Origin of the sequence: Roseburia inulinivorans DSM 16841 (assembly GCF_000174195.1) — a bacterium.
Lineage (GTDB): Bacteria > Bacillota > Clostridia > Lachnospirales > Lachnospiraceae > Roseburia > Roseburia inulinivorans.
This window is the reverse complement of sequence record NZ_ACFY01000156.1, coordinates 49,948-66,589: the sequence shown is the minus strand read 5'-3', so window position 1 is coordinate 66,589 and position 16,642 is coordinate 49,948. Positions and strand designations below refer to the sequence as shown.

Below are 16,642 nucleotides of genomic sequence, written 5' to 3'. Positions count from 1 at the left end.
AAAAATCTATTATTATACAGTAAGAGCACTGAATGGAGATAGAATAAGTCCATCCTTTGATGCAAGTAAATCTATTACTTACAAAAAGCCTTCCACACAAGTTCCACAGACAACCTTCTCAAAGACAAGTGGTAATGTGACCTTCAAGGTGCAGTATCCGGAAAATATAACATGTGGAGCGCCTACGACTTTCAAGTTGTCCTCAGAGGGAACTACGGACAAGGTACAATATGCTTTATATAGTCTGACAACAGAAGATGGAACAATTGTTTATGATACAAGTTATGGGTCTAATGGAAAGTTTTTTCGAAAGATAGCTTTGATTTCACATTTTATGCTTCTGGAACATACTATATTCGTTTTGCAATCATGGATACAGGAGTGTCTCCGTATGTGTGGTTTAACACAGGTTTATATGGCATAAAACTTGTAATTGATGATAAAGGTTATCCGACAGTAGAAAATGTCGTAGCGGATTTAAAAGCGCAGTGTGAGAAAACGTGCACAACGGATTTCGAGAAGGCAGTTTGGTTTAATGACTGGCTGGTTGAAAATTGTCGTTATGATTCCAGTTATTCTTATTGTGCGCCTGAGGGAGCGTTAGCCAGAGGATCAGGAACCTGTGAGGCATATCATAGAGCATACGTGATGCTTTTGAATTCGGTTGGAATAGCAACAGATAGAATTTCTGGAGATGGTCATGTATGGACAGGTGTTCAATTAGATGGTAATTGGTATCATATTGATACAACCTGGGATGATGCCGGTTATGAGGATAATAGTGTAGATCTTCAGCATTTATATTTTGGATTAAATGATGAATTGATGAATCAGATTCATAGTTCAGTTACTTCATCTAATGGAATTAGTGCACATTCTTTAGAAGATAATTATTTTATTAAAACTGGTAAAATAAAAAATGGTCAGATCAGTATGTGAGCACTATCAGGGAGCATTTGAATAATGGAGAGAACACATTTGATATCACAATAAATGATTCTATGATAGATTCTTATAAACAGATTATTTATTATCTGGTCGCATATCAGTTGTCTAATACTGATTGGAGTGGAGAAAAGCTTATGGTAACATATTCTCAGAATATGTTACATTGTGTTATTTATTAAAAAAGTGGGTATCTGATTTTCAGCTAGTAACCTTTATTATGGATGAACAATAATGAAGGTTACTTATATGCTGTGATAACGAAAAATTACGCCATATCGAATGGTGTAATGTGAAAGAAAAATTATAATAAACATATTGTTTCCTATGTGCTGAAACTTTGTGGATTGCTAAAGAAGTGCTTGCATAGGGTATACTGAAATGATATAACTATATATGTACGAATAAGATAATAGGGAGATAAAATGGAAGGAAAAAAAGATGTGATATATATTTCTTCCAAAGAGGCTTTGATAAAAATCTTTGTATTAGTACTTACTATTGGAATAAGTGTATTGGCATCTATGTTGGACTATAAATCGTGTTATGTAACCATATTAGTGCAGGCATGTAATAATATGTATGATTTTTATCAATATACAGATAATAAGAAATATGTAACTATAGTCAGAAGAGAATCAATTGCAATTATATTTTTTTCGAATTATTGCAATTATTGGGGCTATAATGGCATTGCTTGAATTATATGCTGTTATGCAGTCTATTTGGATAAAGTTGATTGCAATTTCGTTTGTAACGATACCGTTGATTGTTGTGTATAATGATTACAGAATAAATGTAAAAAAGAGAATGAGTTGGAGGTTTGATTTTGTGAGTGATATTACAGTTGTTGTTGGATATATTATAATTATCTTTATAATGTGCAAAGCTTGGAATTGGCATGTAATGAAGCGATATGCGAAGCAAAAAGAGAAGAAATTAAATTTTACAAAGATTTTTTGTGAAAAATATTTAGAAAAAATAGAAATAGTTGGAACTGGAAATGATGGGAATAGTGATTTTGATGTTTTGGATGCTATAGGAAAAATAGAGTTGCCTAATGATGTGAGGATTAAAGTCTAATGAATAAAGTAGATTTTTTAATATTTTATGACCATGTAGTAAAAGAAATAGGAATGCGATTGCAAAATGAGTATAGACAATTTAGGTTTTGTGATAATCCAACTTCTTTGTATGAAGAATATCTCAATCAAAAGACGATGTTAAGAATTTTATACGAAAAAAAAGAAGGCGAAAATAAAACTTTATTAGATAGGCATAAAGTGTGTGCTTGTATGACAGTAGCAATTATAAAGGTTAGATTGATAAGTGGAGATATTCAGACGGATAAAGATTTTACTTTATCATCTGCATCAAGAGTCAATGAGCAACTAGCATTTATGAGTGCGTGGGAACTTTTTTTGGGATTTATAAGACTTCATAAAGAAGAAACAAATAAAAATTATAAATTGCCTGATACTTATCATAATGAATCTTTTTTGGACACGATTACAAGATCATTATTTATGGCTAATCAGCTAAATTCTTTATCAACTCCTTTAATAGCTAATATTTTCTTTTTGTTGGAAAAGTATTTTGAAGTAGAAGAACAGAAAAGTATAAAAAATGAATTAGACGTAAAAAAATAGATAGGCATATTAGATATTAAGTTATCTGATATGCTCTATTTGTTATATAGTACATTGTTGGAGGCGCAAATGAAAAAAATAAATCAAACGAATTTAAAAAGAAGAATATCATTAATGCTTTTAATTACAATTTTCTTGATGTCAAGTTTAGTTGTTGGATGTGGAAAGAAAAATGTAAACACAGTAAGTACAAAAGAAGATGCATTGGTAGAGGAAACAGAAGAAAGTGAGAAAATAGAGCAAGAGACAGAAATAGTTCAGACAGAAAGTGAGGAGAAAAAAGATTTAGGAACATTTGTATTATATTTCAGCGGAATTGATGTTTGGGGATGGACAGATACAAAAAGCAGAAGTGATGTAAATATTATAGCTGCAGTCAATACAGAGACACGACATGTACAGCTGATTAATACACCGAGGGATTATTTTGTTGAAATGCCAATTAGTAATGGAGCAAAGGACAAGCTTACACATGCTGGATTATATGGTGTTGAGAATTCGGTTGGAACACTTGAAAAGCTGTATGATATTGATATTGATTATTATCTTAGAGTTAATTTTTCCGGATTTGAAGCTATTATTGATACATTGGGTGGCGTAGATGTTTATTCAGAGTATGATTTTACAGTTGATCCAATTAAGCATTATACAGAAGGATATAATCATTTGACAGGATTAGAGGCATTGGCTTTTGTAAGAGAAAGGCATGCCTTTGCATCAGGTGATAATCAGAGAGGACGTAACCAGATGGCGATGCTTCAGGCATTGATTAAAAAAGTGTGCTCAATAGAATTTCTTGAAAATTATAATGAAGTTATGGATGAACTTACTGATATGTATAGGACGAATATACCAGATGAACTGTTGAAAGATTTGGTTTTTAATCAGTTGATGGATGGCACAGAGTGGACTGTTGATATTTATTCGGTTACTGGAAGTGGCGGAAGTGAGAAAACCTACTCGGCACCAAATTCAGCAGCATATGTTATGATTCCAAATGATAGTGATGTCGCACAGGCAAAGAGCCTGATAGAGGCTGTTTTAAATGAAACACCATAGATGAATATTCAAAGGAAAGAAAATTTAAATGATACAATCCAGAAAGAATTTATTGCATGGGTGCAGAGTGCCCAGAACAGTGATTTTAAGTGTTTTATCAGTTGAATACATAATACTTTTTTACAGTAGTTTGCAGAGGTTAGAGGGAATATTATTATTTATTGGGTATTTTTTGCTGACAGTTGCGATAACTTGTAATAATCATGGAAGAAATGTACAAGTGAAGTATGAGCAGGAGCTGAGCTTAATCTTAAAATGTGTAGCTGCTAATCTTATTTTGAGTGTATTTATGTGCGCTGTATATGTAGATAATTGCATACCATATATGATTAGATTGGGGATTTTGCTTATACTTCAATTACTAAGTATTGTTATCATGTGCGAAATAGTAATGAGGATTACTATTGAAAATTATAAGGGAAAGCGTTTGTATTTATATCAGGAGAAGACAATAGATATTTCATCGATTCCACAGGCAGAATCAATGTCAGTAGATAAAGTCTCAATGGAAATTATCAAACAAAAAATAAAGGAATATGATGAAGTGTATTTGTTTGATCTTTCAGCAGAAAAGAGAAATGATTTATTAAAGATTTGTTTTAAGACAAACAGACCGGTTTATTTTACTACAAAATTATCAGATATGGAGCTCAGAGCGGCAGGATTGGCACAAGATGGAGAAACACCGATATTTTATAGGCAGGCAGGACGAATAGGTGGAATTTCTGCTGCTTTAAAGAGACTTTTTGATATTTTATTTTCAGGTGTACTTCTTGTTATATTAGCTCCATTATTTGGCATTATTGCATTATGCATAAAATTGGATGATGGAGAAAATGTATTTTATTATCAGACAAGATGCACGCGTGGAATGAAAAAGTTTCAAATTATAAAGTTTCGGAGCATGGTTGTTGGAGCTGAAAAATTTGCGGGGGCACAGTTGGCTCAAAATAGAGATCCAAGAATGACTCGTGTAGGTTATATTTTGAGAAAGTATAAGCTGGATGAAGTGCCACAGTTAATTAATATATTTAGAGGAGAGATGAGTTTTGTAGGTCCTAGACCAGAAAGACCAGAACTAATAGAGGAAATAGCGGAAAAAGTTCCGGAATTTACATTTCGAACGACAGTGAGAGCTGGATTGACTGGTTATGCGCAGGTGCATGGAGATTATCATACAGAATTTTTAGATAAATTAAAATGGGATTTGATGTATATTGAAAATTATTCATTAATGCTAGATTTAAAAATTCTTTTGATGACCATTCCAGTTGTATTGAAAGGAACAGATGATGTGAAATAAAAGCATTTCTTTTATTGACAAATGAATTTCATATGTTAAAATAAATCATGTTAAAAGCATAAAATATGACGTTGACGAGGAGTATTAAGAACGAAAAAGTGTCAGAGAGCTGTCGGGTGGTGCAAGACAGTATTTGGAAGTTCCCAACTCGCCTCTGAGTTTTCTGATTGAAATGAAAAAATAAGTAGGTCAGAACGTGTGATTCGCGTTAAGAATGTGAGTGCGTATTTGGATGAATCGTTCATCCTGCGAATGAGAGTGGTACCACGGAGTGAATAGATATCTTCGTCTCTTTTTGGAGACGGAGATTTTTTATGTAATAGGAAACTTTGTCCTATTACCACAAAATCCACAAAATTATGAATCATGCTTGATAAAAAAGAAGGAGGAATACCATGGCAGAACTTTATAACCATAAGGTAGTCGAAAAAAAATGGCAGAAAGTCTGGGATGATGAGAAAGCTTTCGCAGCAACCAATGACTTTACCAAACCAAAATATTATGCATTAGTTGAGTTCCCGTACCCATCAGGACAGGGACTTCACGTAGGTCATCCAAGACCTTACACAGCACTTGATATCGTAGCTAGAAAGAGAAGAATGCAGGGATACAACGTACTCTATCCAATGGGATGGGATGCATTCGGACTTCCAACTGAAAACTATGCGATCAAGAACAAGATTCACCCGAAGATCGTAACAGAGAAGAACGTGGCAAGATTCAAAGATCAGCTTCATTCGCTCGGTTATTCTTTTGACTGGGACAGAGAGATCAACACCACAGATCCAAATTATTATAAATGGACACAGTGGATTTTCTTAAAACTTTTTAAAGCAGGTTTGGCTTACAAGAAAGAAATGCCAATCAATTGGTGTACTTCCTGTAAAGTAGGTCTTGCAAACGAGGAGGTTGTAAACGGTGTCTGCGAGCGTTGTGGAGCTCCGGTTGTCCGTAAAGTAAAAAGTGAGTGGATGCTAAAGATCACGGATTACGCAGAGAAACTGATTGAAGGATTAGATCATGTGGATTATATCGAGCGTGTAAAAGTTTCCCAGAAGAACTGGATCGGTAAATCCATGGGTGCTGAAGTTGATTTCTCTATTAAAGGAAAAGGAGATAAACTTCGTGTATACACAACCCGCTGCGATACATTATTCGGTGTTACTTACATGGTTGTATCCCCGGAGCATCCGATTATTGATAAGTACCAGAGTGAGATCAAAAACTGGGATGAGATCGTGGCATACCGCGAGGAAGCTGCAAAGAAATCTGATTTTGAACGTGCAGAACTTGCAAAAGACAAGACCGGTGTATGCATTGACGGTCTGACAGCAGTAAACCCTGTAAATGGAAAAGAGATTCCGGTCTGGATCTCTGACTATGTATTAATGTCCTATGGTACAGGTGCAATCATGGCAGTACCGGCACACGATGAGCGTGACTGGGAATTTGCAAAGAAATTCAATCTTCCAATGATCCAGGTGGTTGCAAAGAACGGAGAGGAAGTAGACATCAATGAGGCTGCATTTACAGATGTCGCAACAGGTGTTCTGATCAACTCAGACTTTATTAACGGACTTGAAGTAAAAGATGCAAAAGCAAAGATGATCGCATTTTTAGAGGAAAAAGGCATTGGAACGGCCAAGACAAATTATAAATTAAGAGACTGGGTATTCTCGCGTCAGAGATACTGGGGTGAACCAATCCCAATTGTACATTGTGATAAATGCGGATATGTTCCGATCGATGAGAGCGAACTTCCATTAATGTTACCGGAAGTTGACAGCTACATGCCGACAGATAACGGTGAATCACCACTGGCAGCTATGACAGACTGGGTTAACACAACCTGTCCTTGCTGTGGCGGACCGGCTAAGAGAGAGACCGATACCATGCCTCAGTGGGCAGGATCCTCCTGGTATTTCTTAAGATATACCGATCCACACAACGATGAAGCGCTTGCAAGCCCGGAAGCATTAAAATACTGGATGCCGGTTGACTGGTATAACGGTGGTATGGAGCATACAACCTTACATTTGCTGTACTCCAGATTCTGGCACAAATTCCTCTATGATGAGGGTGTTGTTCCTTGCCCGGAACCATATCAGAAGAGAACTTCCCACGGTATGATCCTCGGTGAGAACGGTGAGAAGATGTCAAAATCCAGAGGAAATGTCGTAAATCCGGATGATATTGTAAGAGAATACGGTGCAGATACTTTGAGAACTTACGAGATGTTCATCGGAGCTTTCGATTTAAGCGCTTCCTGGTCGGAAGATGGCGTTAAAGGCTGCCGTCGTTTCTTAGAGCGTGTATGGAAATTACAGGATCTTATGACTGACGAAGAAGGTTACTCCGCTGATATGGAGACAAAGATGCATCAGACGATCAAGAAGGTAAGCAGTGATTTTGAAAATCTGAAATATAATACTGCAATTGCAGCAATGATGGCACTTATCAATGACTTTTATAAGAAAAATGCGATTACAAGGGGAGAATTTAAAACATTAATTACTTTATTGAACCCAGTTGCTCCACATATCACTGAGGAGTTATGGCAGATTGCAGGTTTCGAAGGAAAAGTTTATCAGACAGCCTGGCCTGAATTTGACGAGGCTAAGACCGTTGAGAGTTCTGTGGAAATCGCAGTCCAGATCAATGGTAAGACCAAGGGAACACTTTCCATTGGAAAAGACGATGCAAAAGAGGATGTCATTGCAAAAGCAAAAGAAGCGATTGCAGATAAACTCACGGGAAATATCGTAAAAGAGATTTATGTACCGGGACGTATCGTGAATATTGTTATGAGATAAGAAAAAATGCCGTGGCAGCTGCCACGGCGTTTTTTCTTGCATAGGAAATTGCTTCCTATGCAAGAAAAATGCTCAACAAGGATGCGACTGATGCGCAGAAGAATTATGCAAGCTAAAGCTTGCACGCATCAGCGTCCTACCGGTAAGTCTTGTAAAAATGAATAAATTCCGCAAGTGATTTAGAAGGCTTGGTTGTTGTCTTGTATGCAAAACCGACTTCACGTTTGTGGATTGGAAAGCCAAGTGGAATTTCCATGAGAGTTCCGTTTTCCAAATCTTCCCGGACAAAGTTCTTGATGACACATGCAACACCGACACCGATGCGGGCAAAATCGATCAGAAGATCCATGTCAGAAATATCGATGGAATCTTTGATGATAATCTGATTTTCCTGTAAATAATCATCAATGTACTGTCTTGTCATATTGTTTTTATCAAGCAGCATGAGCGTGGAACTCTGTAAAATATGATCTTTCTGAATCCCTCTTGCTTTCAGGTTTCGCAGATAATCTTTGGCTGCAACGAAAATGTCTTCAATTTCCTCCAAAAAGTCAAAATGAATATTTTTCAGATTTTCCGGTTTCCCGATCAGACCGATATCAATTTTGTTATCTTCCAGCAGTTTTTAAGGTATCATTGGTGGACTGGCAGGAGATGGAAATGGAAATATGCGGGTTCTGCCGGATAAATTCTTTCAGGTAAGGCAGAAGCAGATATTTGCAGAGCGTGGAGCTGACACCGATTTTTAAGTGTCCGACACCGAGCTCGATGGAACGTTTTAATTTTTCTTCGCCCATAGTCAGGGTCTCAAACGCTTCACTGACATGCTCATAGAGCAGTTTTCCCTCATCGGTCAGAACAACGCCGCGGGAACTTCTGGAAAAAAGTTTGCAGCCAACGCTTTCCTCCAGCTTCTGGATGGATTTGCTGATCGCAGGCTGGCTGATATAAAGCTCCTTTGCAGCCTTTGAGATATTTCCGGTGTTTGCAACTGTATAAAAAATACGGTAAGAGGATAAATTCTGATTCATAAAAACTCCTTTTTGTTATCTGATAAATGTATTATTGAGTGAGTTTTTGTCCGCAGTGCATGCCAGAAAAATCAGAGATTTTTCTGGCTGACGGGCATTCGCCCTATCACTCTCGATATATACAGACCTTACCATGCAAGCATGTCCGGTCTGTATATTCCCGATTGGCACTGCTCATTGCGTACGCATATTATATCATAAAAGATAGTTATGGTAAATATGTTTATTATGTATTTGTATTATAATATTACCTATGCTACAATGAATACAAGTAAAAGGAACCGTGAGAAATGAGAATATCACGGGAATATAAACAGAGTAATTGTTTTGATGATTTATGATAACAGCAGGGAATCGGAATAATTACGTGAAGGAGGATTTTATCATGGGAATGACAATGACGCAGAAAATCCTGGCGGCACATGCAGGGCTTCCATCTGTAAGTGCAGGACAGTTGATCGAGGCAGAATTGGATTTAGTTCTTGGAAATGACATTACATCACCGGTGGCTATCCATGAGATGGATAAGATGAAAGTGGACGGTGTGTTTGATAAAGATAAAGTAGCACTGGTTTTGGATCATTTTGTTCCAAACAAGGATATTAAATCAGCAGAGCACTGTAAATGCGTGCGGGAATTTGCGTGCAGACATGACATTACCAACTATTTTGATGTAGGGGAGATGGGAATTGAACATGCGCTGCTCCCGGAAAAAGGACTTACCGTGGCAGGAGATGTAATCATTGGTGCAGACTCCCATACCTGTACTTACGGAGCACTTGGAGCATTCTCTACCGGTGTCGGAAGTACGGATATGGCGGCAGGAATGGCAACCGGAAAGGCATGGTTTAAAGTTCCGTCTGCAATGAAGTTTAATCTGACCGGAAAACCGGCTGCGTGGATCAGCGGAAAAGACATTATTTTACATATTATCGGAATGATCGGTGTGGATGGTGCACTTTACAAATCGATGGAATTTGTGGGTGATGGAATCCGGTATCTGACGATGGATGATCGTTTTACAATTGCAAATATGGCGATCGAAGCAGGTGGAAAGAACGGTATTTTCCCTGTGGATGACCTTGCAAAACAGTACATGGAAGAACATTCCAAACGTCCTTACGTTGTTTATGAAGCAGATGAGGATGCGGAATATGATGCGGAATATACGATTGATTTAAGCACCTTAAAACCAACCGTTTCATTTCCGCATTTACCTGAAAATACAAGAACGATCGATGAAGTCGGAGATGTGAAAATTGATCAGGTTGTGATCGGTTCCTGTACCAATGGCCGTATGGATGATCTTAGGATTGCAGCTTCCGTGTTAAAAGGCAAGAAAGTGAAAAAAGGACTTCGCGTAATCGTGATTCCGGCAACACAAAAGATTTATCTGCAGGCAATGGAAGAGGGACTGTTAAGAACCTTTATCGAGGCAGGAGCGGTTGTCAGCACACCAACCTGTGGACCATGTCTTGGAGGATATATGGGAATCCTTGCGGCAGGCGAACGGTGTGTGTCCACAACAAACCGGAACTTTGTAGGTCGTATGGGACATGTGGATTCGGAAGTATATCTTGCGAGCCCGGCAGTTGCAGCGGCAAGTGCAATCACAGGTAAGATTTCCAGCCCGGAAGAGGTTATGTAAAACAAGGGAGACAAAAGGAGGCTAAATCCTCTCCTCGCCTAAAGAGGCTCGGATTTTGCTTCGCAAAACAAGGGAGGCTAAATCCTCTGCTCACCAGAGGGTTCGCATTTTGCTTCGCAAAACAAGGAGGATTATATGAAAGCAGCATGTGGTCATGTATTTAAATATGGAGACAATGTCGACACAGATGTTATTATTCCGGCAAGATACTTGAATTCTTCAGACCCGAAGGAACTTGCAACACACTGTATGGAAGACATTGACAAGGACTTTGTGAAAAATGTAAAAGAGGGAGACATTATTGTAGCCAACAAAAATTTTGGCTGTGGATCTTCCAGAGAACATGCGCCGATTTCAATTAAAGCGGCAGGCGTAAGCTGTGTCATTGCAGAGACATTTGCGAGAATTTTTTACCGGAATGCGATCAACATCGGATTGCCGATCATCGAGTGCCCGGATGCGGCAAAAGAGATTGAAGCAGGTGATGAGGTGGAAGTGAACTTTGATACAGGTGTCATCACCGACAAGACAAAAGGAACTTCTTATCAGGGGCAGGCGTTCCCGCCATTCATGCAGAAGATTATCGACTGCGAAGGACTGGTCAACTATATCAATCAGAAATAATTTCAAAATACAACTTAGAAACAGGAGGACTGTTGCATAAACGATCAGGTTTGTGTGGCGGTCTTTTTGTATGTGGCGCAGTGGCTGAAAAGTTTTTCAGGCATTGCGGTTAAACTAATGTTTTCAGGTAATCTGTATATTTTTTTGAGATTTTTACGTGGTTGTAGAGGTCAGCATATTCGCTTGGATCCAGTGTGTCTACATAGTTCTCCGGGAACTGCTTTGTCACACCGCAAGCCTTTGCAAGATCGGCAGCTTTATTATAGGCAACGGCAGCGCTGGCTTCGCTGGCATAGCTTCCGATTTTGTAATTGCCGTTAATATGGATAAAAACCTTATAATGTGTGGATCCGTTTTTCTCATAGCTGTAAACACCATGATAACGGTTGATGTTCAGAATGTTGGAATAACGGAAATCATGCGTATCACCGTTAAAAAACAGATAGTCTCTGCCGGTAACTGCATAGGGTTTGATCCCGTAGCGGGACAAAATGGAGTACTGCATGCCATAATCGCTTACAAATAAATGTCCCTGGCGTTTCTGGATGCGATGACCGGCATAATAAAACAGATCATCAATGTCGAATTTCAGTTCCATATCATCGGAAAGAAAATAACTGAAGTAGCCTTTGCGCAGATAAATAGGGTTATGAAAATACAGATGATTATCCCGGAAGTTTAAAAGACATACTGCTTTGTCAAAGGACAGATGGCGAATCTGACTGTGGATGTTAAAAAGTGTGACTGCTTCATTTTCCAAAAGGTTACAGGCTTCTAAATAGGCAGAGTGTGCATCTTCTTCCGATGAAAAGCTGCCGAGACTGATGTGTTTTGTCTGGTATGTAATGTTCGCGCGATAATAGACGGTTCCGTCCTTTTTTTGGGCAGAATAAACTCCAGTTTGCATGTTATAGTTTTCCTTCCATAAAATGATTACTTTACACTTATGAGATGATATATGCTATTTTAACATGACAGAACAGGAAGAACAAGAAAATTATGGTGACTGTTCGCTCAGCAGAAAAACACTTGCTGTTTTGCTGTGTAAGAAAGTGATTCAGAATATGGTAAAAATATAAATTTGATATGCTGTAAAATATTGTTTCGTAAGTAAGAATTTGGTATAATATTACAAAGTGATTTTCTGATCAAAAATGCAATTGGAATTTGAAAAGAGGAAAACAGATATGAGCGAAAGAACAAACAGAAAACAAAAGAAAAGTGGAAAAGCAGGAGGCGTAAAGTTACAGAGCCGGATGAGCCGGAAAGTTTTGATCCCTGTTATCTGTCTTGTGATCATTGCAATTTTATCTTCTGTGATCGGACATCGGAATTTAAAGTCCATGTATCAGGCGAGCAATGAGATCACAAGTGTTTATATGACAAAAACAGCACAGTTGAATGAGATCTCGGACAAATTTAAGGAAATGGAGATCCTTGCTTACAGCATGTGTGTGACAAAGTCGACAAATGACCGTGCCAGTATGCTCGAACAGAGCGCAGCAACCAAGGAAGAGATCAATAGTCTGCTGGAACAGTTAGATCAGATGGCAGTGACAGAGGATGAGAAGAGCAGGGTGAAGAATATCACCGCTTATTATCAGGGCTTTACGGATGCATACCAGAAGGTGACGGACAGTATTGAGAACGGTAATAAGACACAGGCACAGGAATACTGTAATCTTGAACTTTTTAAAGCGGCAAATAAATTGAGTGATGAACTTGCGTCTTATATTGAATTTTACAATGCAGATGTAGACCGGGTGGTTGCAAACCAGAGTACGGTATATGACAGTGGAAATTATGCAAATCTGATCGTTATCGGACTTATTGTTGTGAGTCTGATCGCATCGTTGTATATAACGATCTTTAAAGTAGTTCGTCCGATCAGGAAGACGTCAAAGGAACTGAAAGTGATCGTCAAAGATATGCAGTCCGGTCATGCAGATCTGACAAAACGTGTGACCGTAAAGGGAAATGATGAGATCGCAGAACTTGCATCCGGTATGAATGTGTTCCTTGACACCTTACAGGAAGTTCTCGGAAAAATCGCAACAAACTCCAATGCGATAGGGGATGTCGTCCAGAATGTCGGAAGGAGTGTGGAGACAGCCAATACGAATGCCTATGATGTATCTGCTGTTATGGAAGAACTTTCTGCAACGATGGAGGAGGTTTCTTCTTCCGCTGCAACCGTGACCGATAATATTTCAAATGTAAATGATGAAGTGATCAGCATTGCGGATGATTCGAAGGCAATGAATGATTATGCATCCACTATGCAGGAGCGTGCCGAAGAGTTAAAACAGAAGGCAGTAAACAATCAGGAAAATACAAGCCGGATGATCGCCGGCATCATCGAGTCGCTGAAGTCAGCGATCGAGGAGAGTACCAGTGTCAGACATGTCAATGAACTGACGGAAGAAATCTTAAGCGTATCCAGCCAGACAAACCTTCTCGCGTTAAATGCTTCTATTGAGGCGGCAAGAGCGGGAGAGGCAGGAAAAGGATTTGCAGTTGTGGCAGATGAAATCCGGAAACTTGCAGATTCCACAAGAGAGACAGCGAATAATATCCAGAGTATCAACGCACAGGTCACAGATGCGGTGGAAAAGCTTTCTGACAGCGCAAACCAGCTTGTTACCTATATTGATGATACGATCATGCCGGATTATGACAGCTTCGTAAAAACAGGCGAGCAGTACCGGACCGATGCAACTTATGTCAATAGTACCATGGATCACTTCGAGGAGCGTGCAAACAGTCTGAAAGAGGTTGTCCTTGTGATGAAACAGTCAGTAGAGGATATTTCCACGGCGATTGAGGAGAGTGCGAAAGGAATCGCAAATGCTGCGGAAAATACCGATATCCTTGTAGAAAACATGGATAAGGTCAAGAAGAAAATGGAGACAAACCAGCAGATCAGTGACCAGTTGAAAGCAGAATCAGATCGTTTTCAGGGGATTTCGGACAATTTAATGCTTTAATGCATTGACATGAGAGAACGTTTTATCTATAATGAGCGAAAGAGAGAAAAAGGATAAGAGGATTGTGAAAATGGAATTGATGTACACAAGCACCAGAAATGCAAATGAAAAAGTGACAGCTTCACAGGCTATTTTAAAAGGACTTGCAGAGGACGGAGGATTATTTGTTCCGGAACAGCTTCCGACATTGGATAAGACGGTAGATGAACTTGCAGGAATGACTTATCAGGAAACAGCTTATGAAGTTATGAAGAAGTTTTTGACAGACTTCACGGAGGAAGAATTAAAGAATTGTATCAATGCAGCTTATGACAGCAAGTTTGATACAGAAGAGATCGCACCATTGGTTCAGGCGGACGGAGCGTATTATCTGGAGTTGTTCCATGGCTCAACGATTGCTTTTAAAGATATGGCATTATCCATCCTGCCACATTTAATGATCACATCAGCGAGAAAGAATCAGGTGAAAAATGATATTGTAATCCTGACAGCTACTTCCGGGGATACCGGAAAAGCAGCATTAGCCGGATTCGCAGATGTAAAGGGAACAAAGATCATTGTATTTTATCCAAAGAACGGTGTCAGCCCAATTCAGGAAAAACAGATGGTGACACAGAAGGGCGATAATACATTTGTTGTAGGTATCCATGGTAACTTTGACCAGGCACAGACTGGTGTGAAGAAGATTTTTGGTGATAAAGAAATGGCAGCGGAATTAGCAGCTGCAGGTTATCAGTTCTCCTCCGCGAATTCCATCAATATTGGACGTCTGGTGCCACAGATTGTCTATTATGTATATGCATATGCAAAATTATATGCAAATGGTGTTATTGGAAAAGATGAGAGAATCAATGTCGTAGTTCCAACCGGTAACTTTGGTAATATTCTGGCAGCATTTTATGCGAAGAATATGGGAATCCCAATTGCAAAATTGATCTGTGCATCCAATGAGAATAAGGTTCTTTACGACTTTTTCACAACCGGAACTTATGATAAGAACAGAGAATTTATGCTGACAAGCTCTCCATCCATGGATATTCTGATTTCCAGTAACTTAGAGCGTCTGATTTACCGTATTGCCGGAAATGATGCTGCAAAGAATGCGGATTTCATGAAAGCATTAAATACAAACGGAAAGTATGAGATTACGCCTGCAATGAAAGAACAGCTTGCAGATTTCTATGGAAATTATACAAGTGAGGAAGAAACAGCAGAAGAGATCCGGAACTTATACGAAAAGACAGGTTATATTATTGATACTCATACAGCAGTTGCGACAGGTGTATATCATAAGTATTTAAAAGATACAAAGGATACGGACACCAAGACCGTGATCGCATCTACTGCAAGTCCGTTCAAGTTTACAAGAAGCGTGATGGATGCGATTGATAAGAAGTATGATGCAATGACAGATTTTGAACTTGTCGACGAACTGAGCAAAATTGGAAATGTTAAGATTCCAAATGCCATCGAAGAGATCCGTACCGCAGAGGTAAGACATAAGACCGTATGTGAAGTGGATGAGATGCCAAAGGTTGTAAAAGAATTTTTGAACGTGAAATGATCGTGCAGATTTTTAGCATTTGTATCTTATTAAAACGATAATAGAAAAAATAAGGCTGTCTGATAAAACTATCAGCAGCCTTATTTTTGTGACCTGAAAATTGATTTTCTATTGATACAATTCCATTATTATTTCTTCAATTCAAAAATGAAATTAACAACACCAAACGGATACATGACCTGAAGTAAATAAGATGAACTGGACAATTCAATCAATTCGTCAGAAACAACTTCAGGAGCCTCTAATGTTAATTCTTTTCCGAGTGTATTTGAAATATTCACATTATATAATCCGTTATGAAGATTTAAGAAATCTTCCAGAGAAGCCTGAACGTATTCATCAAACTCTGTAAATTCCTCATTTACGTATCTGGATGCAAAGCTGATACAGGTTGTCTCAGGCATATCCAGATAAACTTTAGCGGATAAATCGCCATGGATCGTCTGCGAAACACAGTAATTTACAGGATACTCTTTGCATGGGTTAAAACACAGCGGAGTGAAATCATCCCCGATAAAACGCGTCAGATCATTGAACAGCAATCGCATATAGGAAGCATTGTATTCGTCTGCAGCTACATCAGTTGTATGGAAGAAATTTGCAAGAATCCGGTCAAGATTATCCTGTTTTTCGTTGCTGTAATCTAAATCCGTTAATTCATTTTCGGATTCATAATCAACGATCAGTGTTTCCAGCTGCGTATTCGTAATATAACCTTCATCTACAAGTGTCTGTCCTAATAACAGAAAATCAGGATACTGTGTCTTGACAAGTTCATCGACCTGTTCCTGTGTCAGATATCCCTCGCGGACAGCTAAATCGCCAAACCGACAATCATTATGTGTCTGTGAAATGATGACATTATCTACTTCATTTGCAGTCATATATCCCTTCATAATGGCGAGAGTGCCAAGCTTCATATGCTGGGAGGATTTTTTGCCAAGGGCACTGAGCAGCTGATCTTTTGTCACTACATTGTGAGATAATAAAAATGTTCCAAAAAACTGTGCGTACATATT

14 protein-coding genes, 1 pseudogene and 1 other annotated feature are annotated in these 16,642 nt (G+C 38.6%); of the genes and pseudogenes, 12 read left to right on the top strand and 3 right to left on the bottom strand.

The features are described 5' to 3' along the window. From ROSEINA2194_RS21375 to leuS, 8 genes are all read left to right on the top strand, one after another. Positions 1–424 (top strand): hypothetical protein (locus ROSEINA2194_RS21375; protein WP_009860880.1); only part of this gene is annotated, 424 nt, incomplete at its 5' end. Continuing rightward, positions 394–939, top strand: coding sequence for a transglutaminase domain-containing protein (locus ROSEINA2194_RS16810; protein WP_009860879.1), 546 nt, complete (start codon positions 394–396; stop codon positions 937–939). The genes ROSEINA2194_RS21375 and ROSEINA2194_RS16810, both read left to right, overlap by 31 nt. A 431-nt stretch (positions 940–1,370) precedes the next feature. Further along, entirely contained in the window at positions 1,371–1,646 is a 276-nt protein-coding gene (locus ROSEINA2194_RS16805; RefSeq protein ID WP_009860877.1) for a hypothetical protein, read from the top strand. Then, the gene (locus ROSEINA2194_RS21545; protein WP_009860876.1) at positions 1,633–2,028 is read left to right on the top strand and encodes a hypothetical protein; all 396 of its coding nucleotides are present in this window, start codon (positions 1,633–1,635) and stop codon (positions 2,026–2,028) included. The genes ROSEINA2194_RS16805 and ROSEINA2194_RS21545 overlap by 14 nt, the downstream gene beginning before the upstream one ends. Next, the gene (locus ROSEINA2194_RS16795) at positions 2,028–2,594 is read left to right on the top strand and encodes a hypothetical protein (protein ID WP_009860875.1); all 567 of its coding nucleotides are present in this window, start codon (positions 2,028–2,030) and stop codon (positions 2,592–2,594) included. Before ROSEINA2194_RS21545 ends, ROSEINA2194_RS16795 begins: the two co-directional genes overlap by 1 nt. Before the next feature lie 69 nt (positions 2,595–2,663). Then, the gene (locus ROSEINA2194_RS16790) at positions 2,664–3,653 is read left to right on the top strand and encodes an LCP family protein (RefSeq protein ID WP_049888004.1); all 990 of its coding nucleotides are present in this window, start codon (positions 2,664–2,666) and stop codon (positions 3,651–3,653) included. A 28-nt stretch (positions 3,654–3,681) separates the two neighbouring features. Next, positions 3,682–4,956 (top strand): sugar transferase, encoded by a 1,275-nt coding sequence (locus ROSEINA2194_RS16785; protein WP_081453942.1) that lies wholly within the window; start codon positions 3,682–3,684, stop codon positions 4,954–4,956. A 62-nt stretch (positions 4,957–5,018) separates the two neighbouring features. Continuing rightward, positions 5,019–5,252, top strand: a binding site (T-box leader). A gap of 99 nt (positions 5,253–5,351) precedes the next feature. Continuing rightward, complete coding sequence (leuS, locus tag ROSEINA2194_RS16780) at positions 5,352–7,769, top strand: leucine--tRNA ligase (protein WP_009860872.1); 2,418 nt, start codon at positions 5,352–5,354, stop codon at positions 7,767–7,769. 136 nt (positions 7,770–7,905) lie between these two features. Here leuS and ROSEINA2194_RS23695 read toward each other — a convergent pair. After that, positions 7,906–8,800, bottom strand: a pseudogene (locus ROSEINA2194_RS23695) (LysR family transcriptional regulator). 385 nt (positions 8,801–9,185) lie between these two features. Between ROSEINA2194_RS23695 and leuC the strand changes: the two are divergent. Together leuC and leuD are read left to right on the top strand one after the other, a co-directional pair. After that, entirely contained in the window at positions 9,186–10,448 is a 1,263-nt protein-coding gene (gene leuC, locus ROSEINA2194_RS16770) for a 3-isopropylmalate dehydratase large subunit (protein ID WP_021923122.1), read from the top strand. Positions 10,449–10,583: 135 nt separating this feature from the next. Beyond that, positions 10,584–11,072: a 3-isopropylmalate dehydratase small subunit gene (gene leuD, locus ROSEINA2194_RS16765; RefSeq protein WP_009860868.1), complete on the top strand. Its 489-nt coding sequence runs from the start codon at positions 10,584–10,586 to the stop codon at positions 11,070–11,072. Between the two features lie 109 nt (positions 11,073–11,181). Here the strand turns inward: leuD and ROSEINA2194_RS16760 are convergent, their stop codons facing one another. Further along, positions 11,182–11,979 carry a hypothetical protein gene (locus ROSEINA2194_RS16760; protein ID WP_009860867.1) on the bottom strand — a complete coding sequence of 266 codons (798 nt, stop codon included), beginning with the start codon at positions 11,977–11,979 and terminating at the stop codon, positions 11,182–11,184. Between the two features lie 280 nt (positions 11,980–12,259). On the opposite strand from ROSEINA2194_RS16760, the gene ROSEINA2194_RS16755 reads away from it, so the two are divergent. Together ROSEINA2194_RS16755 and thrC are read left to right on the top strand one after the other, a co-directional pair. Then, positions 12,260–14,059: a methyl-accepting chemotaxis protein gene (locus ROSEINA2194_RS16755; RefSeq protein WP_021923120.1), complete on the top strand. Its 1,800-nt coding sequence runs from the start codon at positions 12,260–12,262 to the stop codon at positions 14,057–14,059. A gap of 70 nt (positions 14,060–14,129) precedes the next feature. After that, positions 14,130–15,623: a threonine synthase gene (gene thrC / locus ROSEINA2194_RS16750; protein ID WP_021923119.1), complete on the top strand. Its 1,494-nt coding sequence runs from the start codon at positions 14,130–14,132 to the stop codon at positions 15,621–15,623. Positions 15,624–15,751: 128 nt separating this feature from the next. Here thrC and ROSEINA2194_RS16745 read toward each other — a convergent pair whose 3' ends face one another. Next, the gene (locus tag ROSEINA2194_RS16745; protein WP_009860864.1) at positions 15,752–16,639 is read right to left on the bottom strand and encodes a chemotaxis protein CheX; all 888 of its coding nucleotides are present in this window, start codon (positions 16,637–16,639) and stop codon (positions 15,752–15,754) included. Positions 16,640–16,642: the final 3 nt, after the last annotated feature.